12 protein-coding genes are annotated in these 19,011 nt (G+C 61.7%); 4 read left to right on the top strand and 8 right to left on the bottom strand.

Annotation, left to right across the window (positions count from 1 at the left end; genetic code table 11):
* Positions 1-537 precede the first annotated feature (537 nt).
* Positions 538-1,983, top strand: coding sequence for a sigma 54-interacting transcriptional regulator (locus P3T24_RS04590; protein ID WP_429432771.1), 1,446 nt, complete (start codon positions 538-540; stop codon positions 1,981-1,983).
* A gap of 40 nt (positions 1,984-2,023) precedes the next feature.
* Here P3T24_RS04590 and P3T24_RS04585 read toward each other — a convergent pair whose 3' ends face one another.
* Positions 2,024-3,190, bottom strand: coding sequence for a DUF3734 domain-containing protein (locus tag P3T24_RS04585; RefSeq protein WP_429432769.1), 1,167 nt, complete (start codon positions 3,188-3,190; stop codon positions 2,024-2,026).
* A gap of 317 nt (positions 3,191-3,507) precedes the next feature.
* Between P3T24_RS04585 and P3T24_RS04580 the strand changes: the two genes are divergently transcribed.
* Positions 3,508-5,187 (top strand): MFS transporter, encoded by a 1,680-nt coding sequence (locus P3T24_RS04580; protein WP_429432767.1) that lies wholly within the window; start codon positions 3,508-3,510, stop codon positions 5,185-5,187.
* A 252-nt stretch (positions 5,188-5,439) separates the two neighbouring features.
* Entirely contained in the window at positions 5,440-8,094 is a 2,655-nt protein-coding gene (locus P3T24_RS04575; RefSeq protein WP_429432765.1) for a mechanosensitive ion channel family protein, read from the top strand.
* A gap of 18 nt (positions 8,095-8,112) precedes the next feature.
* On the opposite strand, the gene P3T24_RS04570 is transcribed toward P3T24_RS04575, so the two are convergent.
* The 4 genes from P3T24_RS04570 to P3T24_RS04555 all read right to left on the bottom strand — a co-directional run bounded on the left by P3T24_RS04570 (position 8,113) and on the right by P3T24_RS04555 (position 13,192).
* Positions 8,113-10,386, bottom strand: coding sequence for an ATP-dependent DNA helicase (locus tag P3T24_RS04570; RefSeq protein ID WP_429432763.1), 2,274 nt, complete (start codon positions 10,384-10,386; stop codon positions 8,113-8,115).
* Positions 10,383-12,134: a VRR-NUC domain-containing protein gene (locus tag P3T24_RS04565; RefSeq protein WP_429432761.1), complete on the bottom strand. Its 1,752-nt coding sequence runs from the start codon at positions 12,132-12,134 to the stop codon at positions 10,383-10,385. The genes P3T24_RS04570 and P3T24_RS04565 overlap by 4 nt, the downstream gene beginning before the upstream one ends.
* A gap of 218 nt (positions 12,135-12,352) precedes the next feature.
* Positions 12,353-12,850, bottom strand: coding sequence for an NUDIX domain-containing protein (locus P3T24_RS04560; RefSeq protein ID WP_429432759.1), 498 nt, complete (start codon positions 12,848-12,850; stop codon positions 12,353-12,355).
* A gap of 186 nt (positions 12,851-13,036) precedes the next feature.
* Complete coding sequence (locus P3T24_RS04555; protein ID WP_429432757.1) at positions 13,037-13,192, bottom strand: DUF1090 family protein; 156 nt, start codon at positions 13,190-13,192, stop codon at positions 13,037-13,039.
* A gap of 486 nt (positions 13,193-13,678) precedes the next feature.
* On the opposite strand from P3T24_RS04555, the gene P3T24_RS04550 reads away from it, so the two are divergent.
* Positions 13,679-14,806 carry an aminotransferase class V-fold PLP-dependent enzyme gene (locus P3T24_RS04550; protein WP_429432755.1) on the top strand — a complete coding sequence of 376 codons (1,128 nt, stop codon included), beginning with the start codon at positions 13,679-13,681 and terminating at the stop codon, positions 14,804-14,806.
* Between the two features lie 253 nt (positions 14,807-15,059).
* Here the strand turns inward: P3T24_RS04550 and P3T24_RS04545 are convergent, their stop codons facing one another.
* The 3 genes from P3T24_RS04545 to P3T24_RS04535 all read right to left on the bottom strand — a co-directional run bounded on the left by P3T24_RS04545 (position 15,060) and on the right by P3T24_RS04535 (position 18,667).
* Positions 15,060-15,380: a hypothetical protein gene (locus P3T24_RS04545; protein WP_429432753.1), complete on the bottom strand. Its 321-nt coding sequence runs from the start codon at positions 15,378-15,380 to the stop codon at positions 15,060-15,062.
* Between the two features lie 636 nt (positions 15,381-16,016).
* A complete protein-coding gene (locus P3T24_RS04540; protein ID WP_429432752.1) occupies positions 16,017-16,361 on the bottom strand; it encodes a hypothetical protein in 345 nt (114 codons plus the stop codon).
* A gap of 1,127 nt (positions 16,362-17,488) precedes the next feature.
* On the bottom strand, positions 17,489-18,667 hold the full coding sequence (locus P3T24_RS04535; RefSeq protein ID WP_429432750.1) for an acyltransferase family protein: 1,179 nt from the start codon (positions 18,665-18,667) through the stop codon (positions 17,489-17,491).
* Positions 18,668-19,011 lie beyond the last annotated feature (344 nt).

The raw sequence follows: 19,011 nt of genomic DNA, 5'->3' as shown, positions 1-19,011 counted from the left end.
GCTTTCCGGCTTTCTCAGGAATGAGACAGAATTGATACACAACTCGCAACTAGCCGCCTATACTGGCCTTCCGCGACATCCGCAGACCCTGCTGCCTGGTGCACCACGGCGCGGGCTGCGAATGGCACGTCGAAGGGTGCGGCCCAATTGCCGTATCCAGATTTGCGCGTATGGCAAGTGCAATTGTTTTGATCTATCTTTGGCCCATGCGTCGCATAGAGCGCAATACAGAGAGACCGACGAAAAACACGTCGACAGTCGAATCACCGGGGAATGAAATGAACAATAAACGTTCGTATGAACAAAATAATCGGCGCGCCATTGATTTCTCAATGAGCGGCCAGGACGCTTGTGGGCGCGGTCCCTTTGGATGCGCCCACAACCAGTCAGCACGGCCAGCCTCGTTGGCGGCCTCGCGTGGAGTGCAACGCGCGATCCAGAGTCCCGTGGGGACGGGTCTGTCCAGGCCGGTGATCCGGCCTGAAGCATGCTTGCATGACCCAGCAACCGCGAGCGCCGCATCGAACCGGGGTTAACATGACCAAGACTGAAACGCCGCATGACGCAGACCGTACGGTGCTCTGCGTTTCCAGCAAACCCGACGAAATTCTCACCAAGTTTCTGGCCGCCTGCGGCTGGCAGGTGGTGCACGCCAAGACGACCGCGCTTGCAGAGCGCGTGATCGAGCGCGACAACATCAAGGTCGGCCTGATCGAACTGCCAGAAGATTGCTCGACGCAATATTTGTCGGCGCTCGAGGCATGCATGCGCCGGGTGGAGACCAACTGGGTCGCGCAGATCGCGCCGGGCCAGGCCGACCACGAACCGGTCAGCCGTTTTATCCTCGATTATTGTTTCGATTTTGTCACCACTCCGTGCCTGAACGAACGGCTCATTTTCGCGTTGGGCCACGCCCATGGCCTGTCGAGCCTGCGCAAGGCGCGCGTGACGCCCGAGGCTTCGCTGGGCCGTCACGAAATGGTCGGCCAGTGCGAAGCCATGCAGCAGCTCTACCGCCACATCGACAAATGCGCCGTTACCGATGCGCCGGTGTTTGTCGCGGGCGAGTCGGGCACCGGCAAGGAACTGACGGCACGCGCCATCCACGTACGCTCGCCGCGCTCGGCCCAGTCGTTCGTCGCGATCAACTGCGCGGCTATTCCGCCTACTCTTCTGCAGGCCGAACTGTTCGGCCATGAACGCGGCGCCTTCACAGGCGCGGTGCAGCGCAAGATCGGCCGGATCGAAAGCGCGCACCAAGGCACGCTCTTTCTCGACGAGATCGGCGACATGCCCCATGAGTGCCAGGCGGTACTGCTGCGCTTCCTGCAGGAAGGCACCATCGAGCGCCTGGGCGGCAGCAACGAAATCAAGGTGGACGTGCGGGTGATCTCGGCGACCCACGTCGATCTGGAAAAGGCGGTCGAAGACGGCCGCTTCCGTTCCGACCTGTATCACCGCCTGTGTGTGCTGCGGCTGATCGAACCGCCGCTGCGCGAGCGTGGCAACGACATCAAGCTGCTCGCCAACTATGCGCTCAGCATGTACCGGCAGGATGGCGCACGCAAGATTCGCGGTTTTTCGAGCGATGCGGTAGTGGCCATGTCGCGCTATGGCTGGCCCGGCAATGTCCGCGAGCTGATCAATTGCGTGCGCCGGGCGGTCGTGATGAGCGAGGGCCGTTTCATTACCGCGGCGGACCTGGGTCTGCCGCAGACGGCGAACGTGCCGGCTGTGACGCTCGCCGAGATTCGCAGCAAGGCGGAAAAGGATGCGATCGTGCAGGCGCTGCAACGCCACGGCTACAAGCTGACCGAAGCAGCCGCGGATCTCGGCGTCTCGCGCGCCACGCTGTACCGTCTGATGCACGCCAACCGCATCAATCAGGATGGCACCGCGCGCTCCGTGGACGCATCCCCGGCGCAGGACGACGAAGACAGTGAGCGGGACCTACTGCGCTCGCTCACGGTTTCGAGTCATTGAATCGTCCGGGTGAATCGCTGCGCTGTGGCCGGCGCGCATTTCAGTGCGCGTCCGGGCCGGCTTCGGGATCGGAGCGGTACACAGCGATCCCTTCCATCGGGTCAGGCGCTTCGCGCCATGGCGCCTTCTCCAGCATCCGGACGGTGTTTTCATAGCCGGCGGCCCAGCGTCGCTGGATGCCGCTCGTTGAGAAATCGATGTCCTTGTGCAGATCGTCGCCCGCGAGACGCGGCGCGTCGAGCTCGATCACCTGCATGGTGGTCCCGCAGCCCCAGCCGAGCAGTTCTCTGACCTCCGGGGTATCGCGCTGATCGGCGGGGATGTACTGCTCCAGTTCACGAATGACGTGCCGCAGCCGGTGAATCTGCTTTTGCCGCTCGAGGTGGCTTTCAGACCGGCTGGAATACTGGATATCGCGTTGCCGGCTCATCGCCTGCCAGACCGACTTCGGCTCCCGGCCGTGTGCCGGCCACAACTGCACGGCGAAAATCACCGAGTCGCTGCGGGGATGGTCGTCGAGCACCGCCTCAAGCGGTGTGTTGGAGTAGATGCCGCCATCCCACCAGCTCTCCCCTTCCAGCCGCACCGACGGAAAGCCCGGCGGAAACGCCGCGGAGGCCATCACATGATCGACATCGAGCGGCGCATCGCGATTCGTGAAATAGCGCATGCGTCCGCTGCCGACGCTTACGGCGCCGACCGTCAGACGCGTTTCCTTGCTGTTCAGGTAGGAAAAATCGATCAGCGAGAGGAGCGTCTCCCGCAACGGCACGGTCGAATAGATTGCCGCCGGCTCCATGATGCCCGCGGGGTGGATGCCGAACATCGCGGCCGGACTCGGTGCGAAGAACGCCGGAATACCGCGCGTCATGATCGACAGGTTGCGCAACCACTCGTCGAACACGGGCAGCCAGCCGGAAGTCGCGCTGCCACGATAGGCCACCCGCTCCCAGAACTGCTTGAGCCGGTCGATGCGATGCTCGCGCGGATTGCCTGCAATGATCGCGCCGTTGATCGCGCCGATCGAAGTGCCGATCACCCAGCCGGGTTCGACGTGCGCTTCATGCAGTGCTTCGTACACACCGGCCTGATAGGCGCCCAGCGCGCCACCGCCTTGCAGCACAAGGACGATCTGGCCGGCGATATCCTCGCCGTGCGACGGTTCCGGTGAGTCTCCGGGAGCGTGACTCGGTGCTTGCTTGGCCATGGTGCTTCTCCGTTTGTGAAGTGTAACGACCCACATGGGGCGGTCGGACATTCGAACGGGTTCGCAGGACGCGAGCCTTCAACTGCTGGTGGCGGCGTAGAACGGTGTAGGAAGACAGATACCGCGCGCACCGGTTGAGGACCATCATGGCACGCGTACATGTCAGCAAGCAATGAAACGAAGTCAGCCCGGATCAGACTGACGAATACTCCTGCCCGAGCCGGCGATCGCGTTGCAGAAGTGGCATGAGCAAGGCGCCTGGCGTCCGCGGCGTTGCATTGCTATGCTGCTAGCAGATCATTCTCTCAGGAGTCCGCTTGACCGGTCCGCAGCTCTCCCGGACACCCGCTCGGACCGCCCACCCCGTCGCCTCTCAGGCGAGCCCATGCGACGAACTCGTCATCGGCGCGCAGCCGCCCGCGCCCGGGCGCCCCTGCCGCTACAAGCGGCTCGCTCTGGCGGCCACCATCCTCGGATCGAGCATGGCGTTTATCGACGGCTCAGTGGTCAACGTCGCCCTGCCCTCCATCCAGGCGGAACTTGGGGCGAGCGTGGCGGCCATCCAGTGGGTCGTCAATGCCTATCTGCTGTTTCTCGGTTCGCTCGTGCTGGTGGGCGGCTCGCTCGGTGACAAGCTCGGAAGGCGCACCATCTTCATCACCGGTATCGTCATTTTTACGCTGGCCTCGGCCGGCTGTGGATTCGCGCCGAACGCGGCCACATTGATCGCCGCACGCGCGATACAAGGCATCGGCGCAGCGTTGCTGGTGCCCAGCAGTCTGGCGATTATCGGCGCGGTCTTCGATGTGGACGAACGCGGCAAGGCTATCGGCACCTGGGCGGGGGTGGGTGCCATCACCTCGGCGGTGGGGCCGGTGGCTGGCGGCTGGCTGGTCGACGCGTTTTCGTGGCGGGCGATCTTCTTTCTGAATCTGCCGATTGCCTGCGCGACAGTGGCACTCGCGCTTGTGGCGGTGCCCAACAGTCATAAGACCGACGCGCCGAAGCAGCTCGACTGGCTCGGTGCGGCGGCCGCTGCAGCGGGGCTCGCCGCGCTGACCTACGGTCTGACGATAGCCTCCACGCGCGGGCTCGCGGATCGCCGGGTGCTCGGCCTGATCGGCGCGGGCGTGGTGGTGCTGATCGCCTTCGTCATGATCGAGGCGAGGAGCCGCAATCCCATGATGCCGCTCGACGTGTTCCATTCGCGCGATTTCGTCGGCGCGAACCTTGTGACGCTGCTGCTGTACTTCGGCCTGGGCGGTGTGCAGTTTTTCCTGCCGTTCACGCTGATTCGCGCTTACGGATACAGCGCCACTGCAGCCGGCGGCGCGTTGCTGCCGTTGCCGGTGACGATCGGGCTGCTGTCGCGCTTCACCGGCGATCTGACCCGCCGTTACGGCGCGCGAGCGCTGCTGACAGCGGGGCCCTGCGTCGCCGCGGCCGGCTTCGCCATGCTGGCGTTGCCGTGGGTGCGCGGCGAGTATTGGAGCGGCTTCTTTCCTGCGATGATTGTGCTCGGGCTGGGCCTGACCATCACCGTTGCGCCGCTGACGACGACGGTCATGGCCGCGGTATCGGCTGAGCGGACCGGGGTTGCCTCCGGCATCAACAACGCGGTCGCCCGGGTGGCGAGTCTGCTGGCGATCGCCGTACTCGGAATTGTGTTTGTGTGGTCGCATAACACGGCGCTAGCAGCGCGGCTGGTTCAGTTGCATGTGCCGCAGGAGGCGCAGCGCGCGGGGCAGTTGCTGGAGCCGGGTGCGGATTTAGCAGACTCGTCGGCGCCGAGCGCTGCCGGCGCGCACGAAGCGGCACCGAGGGCGGCGCAACCGTTACTGGCGTCTGCGTCCGCAGCTTCGCCAGATTCACCCGCGCTTGCCCGCGCACAGGCGGACGCGCTCGGCGCAGCGCTGCGCGCAGTCGCGCTGGCCTCAGCCGCTTGCGCGCTGGCCGGAGCGGCCCTCGCAGCCGCTACCGTGCAGCGCCGCAAATGACGTATCTGCCGAGCGGCCAGGCTTCCAGCGTCTGGCTGACACACGCCCGCGGCCGCAGGCGTGCATAATCGTTGCACAGTCTTAGCTTACGATTCACCGACGCGCTCGACGCAAAGCCGGTTTATCGTCGATCGGTCCCCATCGTGCGGAACTTGCGTAGTCAAGCCGCTGTCGTTTTATATTCAGTCAATCCGGCCGAATTGGCCCGTACCCGGACGGCGCCGATCATCGCGGCCGTCCCGCTTATCCCCTATGCGCAAACTACTCATCGTCTGGTTGTTGATCCTGTTCGCTGCGCCCGCCTTCGCTGCCGCGCCAGCGCCGGCCTCCACGGCCACTCCGCCCGTCACGCTGACGCCTGCTCAGGCCCGGCAAGCGCTGGTGGTCCTCAACGACCCCAAACAGCGGGCCCAGATCGTCGACACGCTGCACGCAATCGCCGCAGCCGGCGCGCTTAGCGCACCACCGGCCTCGGCGTCCACGGCTGCCTCTGCGCCGGCTCCAGCCTCGGCGGCAAGCGGCGCGGCGGCCACCGTACGCGCCGCGTTCGAATCGAACGGTCTCGCCTCACAATTGGCCCGCGAGGGCGCCCATGGCGCCGTACAGGTGGCGGGCGCGCTGCGCCGCTCGCTGGCGGCCCTGCTCGACGTGACGTCCGTGCGCGTGTGGTGGATCGCGTTGATGAACGACCCGCAGCAGCGCGGCGAACTGGGCACCATTGTCCTCACGCTGCTCGGCGCACTGATCCCCGCGCTGGCCTTTGAATGGCTGACGCGCCGCCTGCTGCGCAAGGCGCTCACCGCGCTGGCGAACCGCCGCAATATGGACCCGCGCGAGATGTTTCTCGACGAACCGCCGGAGGTGGTCGCAGATGCTAACGGCACTGCTGCGGCCGCCGACACAGCCCTTGCTGCAACCCCATCCGCGCAAACCGTCCCGAGCGACAGCGACACCCTTGCCGAGTCCGACGCCGAACTGGCGGCCGCCGGCGCTGCCCCTACCTCCGCCCCTGCCCCCGCTCCTGCCCCGGCCACGCCCGACGCGAACGCTACATCTGGCCAGCGGCACGCCGCGGTCCACTACTCGCTGATGCGCCGTCTGCCGCGCGCCGCGCTGCGCATGGTGGTTCGATGCATTCCGCTCGCCGTCTTCATCGGCGTAGCGAGCCTGCTGATGTCGGTCCTCTCCGAGGACGGCACGCCGCAAGACCATGCCCTCGATTCGATCATCGATATCTATGTGCTGAGCCGCGTAATCGTGATCGTCAGCGGCTTCTTTCTGCAACCCGACGCGCCACGTCTGCGACTCCTGCAGATGGGCAGCAGATGGGCAGCGTTTACGCAGCGCTGGGTGGTGATGATCGTCAGCGTGGTCGGCGCGGGCTCGGCGCTCGCCGAGACCGCAGTGGCGCTTGGGCTGAACGACGACGCACACACCGCGCTGATGAAAGTGGTCGCGCTGATCGGCCACGTCATGATCTCGCTGCTGATCCTGCAATGCCGCCGGCCGGTCGCCGCGCGCATCCGGGTACGCTGCGCCGCCAGCCGGTCGCTGGCGGTATTCGGCAACGCGCTCGCCGATTCGTGGGCCACGATCAGCGTGTTCGTCGTGATGGCGCTGTGGTTCGTGTGGGCGCTCGATGTTCGCAACGGCTATCACACGCTGGTGCATCTGGGCGGCATTTCGATCGCGGTGCTGGTGGGCGCGCGGGTCGTGTCTATCGTGATCTTCGGCGCACTCGCGCGGATGTTCGACTCGCAGAACGGCCAGACCAACGACTCCCTCGTTCATCAGCACGCCTATCGCTATTACCCGCTGCTGCGCCACGTCGTCTCGTCGGTGGTCGGTGTGATCACCGTGCTGGTGCTGTTCCAGGTGTGGGGCGCCAACGTGGCAGTGCTGTTCGAGAGCGGCACCATCGGCCACCGGCTCGCTTCCGCGCTGGTGACGATTGCCATCGCCGCGGGCGTTGCGCTGTTCGTGTGGGAAGCGGCCAACGTCACCGTCGAACGGCGTCTGCACCAGTGGACCACTGCGGGTGACCTCGTGCGCGCCGCCCGCCTGCGCACCTTGCTGCCGATGCTGCGCAGCCTGCTGTTCGTCGTGATTGCCCTTGTCGTGGTCCTCACCGGGCTCAGCGAACTCGGCGTGAATATCGGACCGCTGCTGGCCGGCGCCAGCATCTTCGGCGTGGCGCTCGGCTTCGGTTCGCAAAAGCTGGTGCAGGACTTCATCACGGGCATTTTCCTGCTGATGGAAAACGCCATGCAGGTCGGCGACTGGGTCACGCTCGCCGGCGTGTCGGGCACCGTCGAATATCTGTCGATCCGCACGGTGCGTCTACGCGGCGGCGACGGCTCGCTGTACACGGTGCCGTTCAGTTCGGTGTCGACGGTCAACAATACCAATCGCGGCCTCGGCAATGCTGCCGTGAAGGTCAGCATCATCTATGGTCAGGACGTCGACCTCGCGATCGCCACGCTCAAGGAGATTGGTGCGTCTCTGCGCGAGGATCCACAGTTCAAGGACGGCATCCTGTCCGACTTCGCGTACTGGGGGATCGACTCCGTCGACGGCTCGGCGATAACGATGTCCGGTCAGATCCAGTGCCGCGATAGCGGGCGCTGGGGCGTACAGCGCGAATTCAACCGGCGCGTGGCCCAATTGTTTCAGGAACGCGGCATCCAGATTGCGAATCCGCAGCGCACGGTGTTCGTACGGGGCGATGGAGCGACGCCTCCTGAAGCGGCGGATGAGGCTACAGGGGGTTCGGCCGAGGTGACCGCGCCGGAAGCGCAACCGCCAGTGCAAGGCACAGCGCAGACACCCACGCAGCCGCCACCACAGGCATCAACGCAGGCGGCAGGCGAAGCACGGCCCGGTCCGGCGAGACGCTCGGGCTCCTGAACCTGAGCCCGCGCCTCCTCAAGGCACCTGCCACCAGCGCGGCAGCAGGCGACGCACCTCAGGACGCCGATAGCGGTCATCGATCAGATGCACGACTCCGGTGTCCTGCTCGGTGCGGATCACCCGCCCGGCGGCCTGCACTACCTTCTGCAGCCCTGGATACAGGTACATGTAGTCGTAGCCGTTGCCGAACTTCGCCTCCATGGTGCGGCGCATCTGTTCGTTGACGTCGTTGATCTGCGGCAGGCCGAGCGTCGCAACAAATGCGCCGATAAGCTGCTCACCCACCAGGTCGACGCCCTCCGAGAACGCCCCGCCCAACACCGCGAAACCCACGCCTTGACCCATGGCCCGGAAGCGCGCGAGAAAAGCTTCACGCGCGGCTTCGTCCATGCCCTGCTCCTGCATCCACACCGGGACCTCGGGATAGCGCTCGCGCATCAACGCCACGACCCGTTGCAGATAATCGAAGCTGCTTAGAAAGCCAAGATAGTTGCCGGGCTGCACCGCGTATTGCTGCGCGATCAGTTCGACGATCGGCGCGAGAGAGCGTTCGCGATCGCGCCAGCGTGTCGATACGTGGCTCGCGACATGCACCTTCAGTTGCTCCGCTCGAAACGGCCCCTCGACGTCGAGCCAACGGGTTTCTTCCGGAAGGCCGAGCGTGTCCCGATAGAAATGATGCGGACTCAGCGTGCCCGAGAACATCACGGTGGTGCGCGCCGCCGCGTAACGCGGGACGAGAAATGGCGCGGGGATCACGTTGCGCACACACAGCGTCGAGGCACGCGTAGCGGAAGCGCCAGAAGCGAGTGTCGTATCGAACACCGAATGCTCGCCGAACTGCTCCGCCAATGACACGAAATGCATTGCATCGAAATAAAAACGCAGCTGCGTTTCATCGATCGACAACGGCGCCTCCGCCACTTGCTCGGTCACCGCACCGATCAGATTTTGCGCGGCGCTCAACAGGCGCGGCGGCACTTCGGAATGCACCTGGTAGCCCTCGGTCTGCGCGCGATTCAACGCATTCCACTCGCGATTGAGCCGTTCGAGCGGCTTGCGCAGCGCGATGGGGGCGCTCTTGCGCGCAGCGCGGAATGCGCTTTGCTCGAGTAAAGCCGTGTACATCCGGCGCGCCCGGTCGAGCAGGTTGTGCGCTTCGTCGACCAGCACCGCTATGCGCCACTGGTTCAATTGGGTTAGCGCGTAGAGCAACGCACTGCTATCGTAGTAGTAGTTGTAGTCACCTACTACGATGTCGCTCCAGCGCACCAGTTCCTGCGCGAGATAGTACGGACAGACGTCGTGCGCGAGCGCCGCTGATCGCACAGTCGCGCGGTCGAGACGGCGATGAGCAAGTGCCGTTCTGCGCGCCTCGTCGAGGCGGTCATAGAAACCTCGCGCGAGCGGACAGGAGTCGCCATGGCAAGCCTTGTCTGGATGCTCGCAGGCTTTGTCGCGCGCCACCAGTTCGAGTGTGCGCAATGGCAACGCGTTCACGTTGCCATTGGCCTCTGCGCCGGCATGCAACACGTCGACGGCATCCAGCGCAAGCGCTCGCCCCGGCGTCTTGGCGGTCAGAAAAAAGATCCGTTCCACCTGATCGGCCGCGCAGGCCTTGAGCAGCGGAAAAATGGTCGCGAGCGTCTTGCCGATGCCGGTAGGCGCCTGCGCCATCAAAGTCTGTCCGTCGCGTGCAGCGCGGTAAACCGATACCGCCAGTTCGCGCTGTCCGCTGCGAAACTCAGCATGCGGAAACGCCAACGTGCCTAATGCCGCATTGCGTGCGTTACGGTGCGCCTCCTCTTGAGTGGCCCAGCCGATAAACCGCTCGCACTGCTCGACAAAAAATGCTTCCAGAGAGGCCGCCGTGTGCAACAGGGACAGCACGGTCTCCTTCTGGCTCGCAATGTCGAAGTAGACCAGCGCCACATGCACCTCGGTCAGACCGCGCGAGTGACACAGCAGATGACCATAAACCAGTGCCTGAGCCCAATGCAATGCGCGGTGATTGTCCCGCATCGCCGCGAGGTCGCCACGATAGGTCTTGACCTCTTCGATCCGATTGAGCACGGGGTCATACCCGTCCGCCCGGCCGCGCACGGTGAGGCTGCGATGTACACCGGTCAGCGTAATCTCCGCCTCGTAGTCGTAAGCCCGCCGCCCCGCTACGGTGGCATGTCCCGCGATGCCTTCCGCCGCCGTGGGCGCGGGCGTAAAACGCAGATCGAGATCGCCGCGTTTCGCCGTGAACTCACACAACGCCCGCACGGCCACGACGTAGGTCATGCGTCCACCCCGGCGTCGATGGCAAGTTCGTCGTCGGCCCAGCGTACGTCGAGCACACGCACGGGCATGCCGTGCTGCACACAGTATTCGAGCCAGCGGATCTGGTTGTCCTGCAGACGATCGCCGGGCCCCTTCACTTCGATCAGCTCATAGCGCCGCTCGGCAGGCCAGAAGCGCACGAGATCCGGCAGGCCGGAACGGTTGCTGCGAATGTCGCGCAGGAGCCGTTCGAACCAGAGTTTCAGGTGCGCGGCCGGCAGACAATCGAGTGCCTGGGTGACGAGCTCGGGCGTCAAAACACTCCAGAACACGAACGGAGACTGCAACCCTGCCTTGCTCTCGAGATGCCGCAGTATCGTCTCGCGATACGCGCCACTGTCGAGTTGCGCGAGGCAAACTTCGAACTGCGCGGCGCGGCGCGCGTGGAAATCGGGCGCATGCAGATCAGCTGGGCCGCGCTGGAAAGGATGGAAAAACGCACCGGGAATCGCCGCGAACACAGGTTCCCAGCACAGCAAACCGAACAGCGAATTGATCAGCGCATTCTCGACATAGTGAACCGGCGCGTGCGGACACCCCAGATGATCGCGCGCGACGTATTCCACCGCGAGAGGCGCAGCGGGCCGAGGCAAAACCAGCGTACTGCGCTCGATGGAACGAGCCCCCGTGCCCCTCGCCGCCTGCAGACCCAGACGGCGTTGCAGTCGCGGCAACATGCGAGCGAGACGCTGACGTTCCTCTTCGCTTTCCGGCCCTTCGGCCGCTTCCTGCGCCAGGGCGAACGCCGCCTCGAAACGGCCACAGCGCTCGAGCACCCGCATGCGCCGATGACGTGCCCCCGGCCAGGTGCAGCGTATATAGACGCTCAGCGCCGCGTCCCACCGCTGCTGTCGTTCGCAATGCTGTCCGACGCGAAAGAGCAGCTTGGCACGACGCGCTTCGAGCCACGGGTTGCCGATCTCGATAGCAGCGATTTCGTCGAGCAGCGGGTCAACGGGCTCATCCGCGGTCAGCGTCTCGAGCGCTTCACGACAGGCGTGCAAGGCGAGATAACCATCCACATCCGCGCGCTGTTGAAACGCCCGTGACGACGGAGAAAACGCCACCGTCTCGTACTGGAACACGCCGAGATCCGCGAGCACGAACTCCGACCAGTCCTGCTGCAGATTGCCGAAGAACATCAGCCTCAGACGTTCGCACAGCGGCGCGACGGTGACATGAAACACACGGTCGGAGGTTTGTGGATTCCAGACGTCGTAGGGTTTGGCGTCCTGACAGGTCGCACGCAAGGCATCGAGCAGATCTGACTTGCGGAGCCCTTTGCGTGCGGGGACGTCGGTAAAAATCTGCTGCAGTTCCGGGCGGGTCGCCAGCGCGAATAGCTCGTCGAGGCTTAGATGAGGCGTGGCGTCGATCCAGCCGAGCGCAATCAATGGCGTGGCTGCGAGCAGTGGGCAGCCGATTTCGTCGTAGATCAGGCGGCTGGCTTTGAAAAGCGTTCCTTTGCGCATCAGCATGCGCACGAGCAGCGCCCGCGATGCCTGTGGCAAGCGGCTGAACTCCGTGAGAAAGCTGCGCTCGTCGGGACCGAGCACGTCGGCGTAGCGCTCGGCGAGCCATGCGAGCGCACGTTCGAAATTCAGCAGGTAGTAAAGCGCCCAGGGCGGCGGCGAGCTCTCCCCTGCCTGGCCGACAGGGGCAGCGGAAGGAACATCGATAGTAGCGACGGAGGGCGCGTCAGGAAACATCGGTCACCACGGGACGATCAATGGACTGTATGTTTGTACAGTATATGATAGCAAACCGCGCGTGGCCGCGGTCTCGATGATTGACGGCCCACGTCTCCTGACTGGCTTCCGCGGCGGATGAACGAATAAACGAATCGGGAGACAATCGGGCGACACGGCTTTGTCACCGGGAGAAACTGAGGCAACCGCTTGCAGTCGACCTGCGGCCTGATATCGCTTCAGGCGCTATCGACCGGCGATCGACTGCTGAGATATGCGGTGACTGCCCCTGTCAGCGCCATGCTCTGCAACTCCTCAGGCGATGCGAGATGCGTGGCGACAATCTCACGATTATCAAGCCGCAGCTCGGGCAAGCGATCGAGGTGCAGTTCAAAGAAATGCACCCGGTCTCTTCGCCCGTCCCAAATGCCGTACACGCTGCCCGCGGGGCGTAATGGGTGCGGCGGGAGACCGAGCTCCTCTTCCATTTCGCGGTGCGCCGCTGCTTCGGGCGCCTCGCCAGGCTCGAGACTACCGCCGGGAAAATTCCACTCGTCGCGGTACGATGAGTGCACCAGCAACAGCGCCTGCCCGACATAGATTGCGACTAGCGCGCCCTCGTGGCGAGGCCGTCGAAGGTGCCACCAGGCGCGAGCGAGCCGGAATCCGAGGCGAAGCGCCATGCGCCAGACAGAGTCGACAAGCATGGCCAGACGCGCTCGCTCATGGCTCTGCATGAGGTCTCTCCTTTCCTTTCATGGTCAGAGGATCTTCCGGTTCGTCGCGTTCGCGTGGGTTGGTCGTTTGGTGTCTGGTGTGCCGCTGCGTGAGAAAACTGTACGGCTCGCCCAGGTATCGAATGGTTAAGACCTGCGGGGCACGCTTCCCGAAGCGTTGCACCAAAGCCGTCACGGCAAAGGTGATTATTGCGCCGCTTTCGTCTGCAATCTCTCGAGTTCCGCATGCACCTCATCGACCTTGCGCTGCCGCTCGGCAATTTTCCTTGCACTCTTGCCGTCGGCCTGCGCTTTTTTCAGGTCGTACTCTCGCTCGGAAAACTTCTTTTGGGCCTGCGTCACCTTGCGCTGCTCATCATTGGTTCGATGCGGCAATATTACTTTGAAATGCGGAGGGGATTTGGAGATTCGCGTTCGCTGAGTCGCGGATCACAGGAAAGCAACCAGAAGCTGCCTGACCAACGGTGGTACTCGAACGTCGGCTCCGGCCGAACTCCACTCGACGATTATCGGGTGGGTCGCGCATGCGCTGCAGTCATCGGGTGACGGCTTTGCAGGAGGTTGTTCCACGCATCACGGGATTGTTCTCTCTTCATGGCAAACTCCCACAAGAAAGTTGGGAGTTTCATTTTTCGACCACGCTCCGGCGAAGGTTCACAATAGTGCCGATTGTTGCCACTGCAGCATTGCCAACTGGTGTGGCTCGACGGCTGGTCCATGTCGAAACTTGCCGGATGGATAACGGGCGCTATCGTCCGATGCCGTTGCAGGTGGCTTTCGTTAGAATTTGTTTTCGATTCTTTTATTCGTCTATAACCGGAGGCGAACGTGCCAGGATTACTTCCCCATGTCGACCGCGAGGGACTCCTCGAATATTCGGTCGTTTACACCGACCGATCAATCAATCACATGTCGCAGCTCTTTCAAGGAGTCGTACGCGATATTTCCGGCGCCCTGAAAAAAGTCTACAACGCGAAGTCGGCTGTTGTCGTCCCGGGCAGCGGGACTTTCGGCATGGAGGCCGTCGCCCGGCAGTTCGCGACGAACAGGAAGTGTCTGGTCATCCGCAATGGCTGGTTCAGTTTCCGCTGGTCGCAGATTTTCGACATGGGCGACATTCCGTCTGAATCGACGGTGTTGAAGGCGCGTCCGGTCGAGCAAGGAAGGCAGGCCGCCTACGCACCGCCTCCGATCGAAGAAGTGGTCGCTGCGATCAAGGAACACAAGCCGGATCTGGTCTTTGCACCGCACGTCGAAACTGCATCCGGGATGATGTTGCCTGATGCCTATTTGCGTGCCGTGTCCGACGCTGTTCATGCGGTCGGCGGCATGTTTGTCCTGGATTGCATCGCCTCCGGTACGATCTGGGTGGACATGCAGGCCAGTGGCGTTGATGTCCTGATCAGCGCACCGCAAAAAGGATGGAGCGCGTCACCCTGCTGCGCACTGGTCATGCTCAGTCCTCTCGCCCGCGAAAGAATCGACGCAACAACCAGCACCAGTTTCGCGTGCGATCTTCGCAAGTGGCTGCAGATCATGGAAGCCTACGAGAACGGCGGGTTCGCGTACCACGCTACGATGCCTACGGACGGTCTCGCGACGCTGCGCGACGTCATGAAGGAAACCGAGGCATATGGCTTCGACAAAGTAAGAGCGGAGCAGCTTGAACTCGGCAAGCGCATTCGCTCACTCTTGAGTAGCAAAGGTTTCAAAAGCGTGGCGGCCGAAGGTTTTCAGTCTCCGGGCGTCGTAGTCTGCTACACGGACGATGACGGCATACGATCCGGCAAGAAATTCGCCGACGCCGGCTTGCAGATCGCGCCCGGCGTTCCCCTTCAATGCGACGAGCCTGAAGACTTCAAGACCTTCCGCGTCGGATTATTTGGCCTGGACAAACTGCATGACGTCGAAGGCGCAGTCGCCAGGCTCGCCAAGGCGTTGGACAGTATTCTTTAGAGCGCTTTTGCGGTACATGTGCGCATGGCTCGCCCTCGCAACCGAAGCGACAGTAGGGCTCCGGAACTTGCCGGGATAGCTTATGCGCACGCTTCGGTCATTGCCATCATTCGAATATCGGCGTTGCTCAAGTGGCTACGGATCGCTTTCGGGTCATTCGCACGTCGGCGTGCCTTGACTTATCCGCCACCAAGGCGAGTCCACCGCCATCGTCGGCATGATCGCAGTGAACAGTGCATCCGTTTGCGCCAAACTATCTGACGGGCGCACGAATCTCGCCGTCTACCAGCAGCATGCGCTTCTCGGCCGTGACGATGTACTGCACTTTCTGCGTCGCTGTGACGCTGCCATACGATTCGCCATTTACGAAAACGGAGCCATTCTTCAGTTCAACGATGTCATTGCCGACGCGAGCCCTTCCCTGCGTCCCAACGAGTGTTGCTTCGCTGCGATCCGGCGTAGGAGAACTGCTGACAGACGTGCCAGCCCCGGCGGTGCTTGAACTGCACGATGTCTGGCAACCAGCGATGGTCGACGCAGCAAGCGTGGCCAGGATAATGGGAATGCCTTTCATCGATCGCTCCTCTCCTGGACGGCAGCTTATCCACACGGGTTGAGGTTAGGTTATTCGTAGTTTATGCAGGATAACTTATTAATAAATGAGAAACCAACTGAACACTCTGCCCAGGATTTGCCGCGTCCGCCGGGATTCATCTGATGGCAGGCTTGGCGTCCGCACAATCTTCACAACAATAATAGTGCGAGAAACGTCGATGGCAATTGTTTCAGCACCGAGAAATGTATGGAGATGTAACGGGTATCCACTGCCGGCGAAAGCTACGGTCTAACAGCAGAAAATCAAAAGGCTCAACATCGCGCGGCTCCCATATGAATGCAAAAACAACGCTTTGTATGGTGAGCGCGGAACGAACCGACAATCGGCAGCAGTCGCCCCGGAAGAGCCCTTCAGATTTCTCAGAAGCGGCAGTTCAATGTTACCTTCCCACTCGCGGGAGTGGTTTGAACGGGGAAGTGGCTCCGCCGAAAAGCAATCGCAAAGTAGTCGATTGAAGTCAGGGCGATGTCATCGGGTAAGCGAGGCGAAATGGAACCAGAAAAATCAATACCGTTAACCAAACCTGAGCGGCCTTTGGTTCTACCGCGTACCGGCCATTCGCGCGGCGCTCATCACGCACAGCGTTTGAAGTTCTTAGCACCACGGCAGCGGCGGCTTCGCAAAAGTCACCCGGTCCGCACCTTCGACCGCTTGCTGTACGTGCAGGGCGGTCGTCCCGCGGAGCCAGCGATCGGTTGCTAGAGTCGAATCCGTTTTGAGCGCGAAATACGGGTAGCCCGGCGACGGGCTGTTCTCTATCATTCCCATCCCAAACTGGCGACAATGCGGCATGTAACTGAAACCCACCGCTCCACTCGGGTCAACCACGTCTCTCCAAAAGGCCTCGCGCAGTCCGACGAAAGTCGTTGTGCCTTGCGCATGCGCGATGGAAACACCTGACAAGTTCAAAACCGCAGCGAAGATAAGAGCTTTGTTCAAGTATGTTCTCCGTGATTACCTACGTCGCGCTACTAGCGGGAGCGGCATGCGTGCAAAATACTTGTCTTCAGAGGCAACTGCGTGGCCTCCGACGCAAGCGTGGCAATTGTCATTGATCCGGACGCGGAAGTCGACGTGCGGCCCATAGTCAAACTGGGCACAACAGTGACAGGCTCAGTTGATCCTGAAAGGACATTCGACGATCTTAAAAGCAGCCGTTCGAACGACGCATCTTTAGCCAAACGCGCACGATCTGATGAGCGGCTCGTTGGCCGCTATGTATCTAGTCGCCTGAATCGAATCTCTGCGATTGTTTGCACGAACAACCAGAAGCCGCACCAGGCTATTCCGAACCGGGCCATCCACTTACCAGCTTGTCGAACCGCAGCGGCTTGGGTATCAAGATACTGTTGAGTTAATTGAAAAACGTCGGCACCCGAAATCGTGACTCGCGCGGGATGGCCGCCGCAGAATTCTGCACGTACAGGAGAGCCGACCCTCCCCTCAAAAAGCCTTGGGTCAAGCGGACCACAGCCCCCCTTGGCGCAACGCGAAAGGAGCGTGGCGTTGTCTCCTGCTTCCTGGATGAAGTAGGAGTTTGTAATGTGTGATATGCGCCCGACAGCGACTCTGTCTATTGCAAGATCGCCAGATGTATTTACGTGGCATATCTCCGAGAGCTTGGACGGCGGTGCCCGCAGCATAGCCGGTATAACAGCACTAAGCAGTCCAGTGACCGCGATAGATAGCGTGAGGCGCCGCAACTTCCCCATGTCGAATCTTGTTGTCATTGATGCGGTGCTACAGTAGATCCCAAAGAATGAATCAGATTGTCAACGATTGGAGTCATGTTGTCGAATGTCCCTTCGTGGCCGGCTACTGTCTCATGCAAACGGCATGGACCGCCCGAATCGCCGTCGGTCACGATCGGCAGCACTCGACCGTCAGTCGCCGTTCGGACTGCTGACGCCGCAATGACCGCTTTCGGGGTGTAACGGACGCGCCCCCGCCAAGTTGATCGGCAATTGTCGGCCGAAGCCGACTCACATACGGTCGACTCGTGTTCTGGGTGGTCGTCTGCCCGTTTGGGCCATTAATGAAAATATGATGGCCTCTAAAAAGCTTTTTTACTGGTTGAGTGTCGCATCAACCGTCATGGCAAGATTTTTGCGCACTATCCACCCTTTGAGAAGGCGCCGGCGAACGGGAATGTCGTAGATTTTCTCGGCAATGCTGGCAAGAGCAACCACCGTCAGCAGCAAGCCTGCGCCGACCCAGGGTGTAGCGTGGGGTCCGAGGTGCTCGATGTCGCCAAACATAAGCTGGAAAAAGGCGCCAACCGGCACATGCAGTACGTAGACGCCGTAGGAAACCGCTCCAAAAAATAAAAATACCTTACGAACCTTGCGCGACGGTTCAACGGCCGCGGCGACCCAGACCAACACCGGAGATACGAAGAGCGCGATGGAAAAGATGAATACCGTGCGGAACATGTCGGGGATAGGCAGGCAGAAAAGCAATATGAAAGCCGCCACTAGTGCGATTGCAAGGACGTTGCTGGTCTTTCGTCGGGCGGCGCGAAACCGGAACAGGAGAATACCTGTCGAGAAAGAATATGCAATGCGTAGCAATCCGACGTAGCTGCCGGCGAGAATCCATCCGGCGCTTAGAGGCTTGCCATGAATACCCTTGGCGATCAGCATCACACCAGACGCTGCGACGAGCGTAAGCAGCACTCGGGTGGAAAGATACTTGAAAAACACTGCGTAGCCAGCGTTCGCCAGGAGTTCAAAAAACAGTGACCACGAGGGATAATTCAAAGGGTACAGGACCCTTTCGGCATAGCTGAGCGGATAGAAGATTCGTATCACGAGAGGACATGGGAGCATCAGCAGGCCAAAAGGGAATGCTGAAGCGACGAGGTGCCAATCAGAACGCGGTAGCCGCCATAGCAGAGCCGCGGTTCCGAGTAGTGTTCCGAGCGCATAAAGAGGATATAACCGGATAAGCCTGAGTCTCATGAACCGAGGCGGACTGATGTTGCCACACGAGAGCTTTTCTTCGTAGGCACTCGCAATAACAAATCCGCTCATTACGAAGAACAGGTCGACCATCAGGTAGCTGTTTTCGACATATACGGGACGGAAAAAGCCAGGAAAATGGTACATCACGACGAGCATCGCCGCCACACCTCGTAGACCGTCCAAGGTCGAGTACTTGTCCGACGTGGTTCGCATGTCCATATGCCCCTTTGCCGATACACTGTTAAATCGCGAGACAGTGCCCAACATCACTACATAATCCATGCAGTACTCAGCTTCGCCCTGTGCGTGGCTCGAACACCCATTGCAGACCTTCGACCGAGCTGTCGCTCGCCGCGTTAGATTGTAGGAAGACTTGACAGGGAGGCTCGGTGGGTTTGCGAACACTTGAGCGCCTTAGTCTTGCCCTTTAACCGCGCTGCCATTGTCGTGACGGAAACGGGCGACCGTCTTGAAGTCGGACATCAATCGCCAGGTTAGCCATTTAGGGTGGGTATTGGTTTGGGCCTCGCGCTCGGACGTCGCGTGACTCCTAACGGCGTCTACGGGCCGCCGCGTTTCTGTGGTCTGTGACGCCGCTTCGGTATGCTAAGGGACGGTCGCACGTT

This window comes from Paraburkholderia sp. GAS33 (assembly GCF_050436645.1).
Classification (GTDB): Bacteria; Pseudomonadota; Gammaproteobacteria; order Burkholderiales; family Burkholderiaceae; genus Paraburkholderia; species Paraburkholderia phenazinium_B.
Note: the sequence above shows the minus strand (reverse complement) of the source record. Positions and strands in the feature narration are given on the sequence as shown.

Coding starts and splice junctions, on each gene's coding strand:
- P3T24_RS04590 (WP_429432771.1), top strand. CDS start 538: ATGACCAAGACTGAAACGCCGCATGACGCAGACCGTACGGTGCTCTGC.
- P3T24_RS04585 (WP_429432769.1), bottom strand. CDS start 3,190: ATGGCCAAGCAAGCACCGAGTCACGCTCCCGGAGACTCACCGGAACCG.
- P3T24_RS04575 (WP_429432765.1), top strand. CDS start 5,440: ATGCGCAAACTACTCATCGTCTGGTTGTTGATCCTGTTCGCTGCGCCC.
- P3T24_RS04570 (WP_429432763.1), bottom strand. CDS start 10,386: ATGACCTACGTCGTGGCCGTGCGGGCGTTGTGTGAGTTCACGGCGAAA.
- P3T24_RS04565 (WP_429432761.1), bottom strand. CDS start 12,134: ATGTTTCCTGACGCGCCCTCCGTCGCTACTATCGATGTTCCTTCCGCT.
- P3T24_RS04560 (WP_429432759.1), bottom strand. CDS start 12,850: ATGCAGAGCCATGAGCGAGCGCGTCTGGCCATGCTTGTCGACTCTGTC.
- P3T24_RS04545 (WP_429432753.1), bottom strand. CDS start 15,380: ATGAAAGGCATTCCCATTATCCTGGCCACGCTTGCTGCGTCGACCATC.
- P3T24_RS04535 (WP_429432750.1), bottom strand. CDS start 18,667: ATGGATTATGTAGTGATGTTGGGCACTGTCTCGCGATTTAACAGTGTA.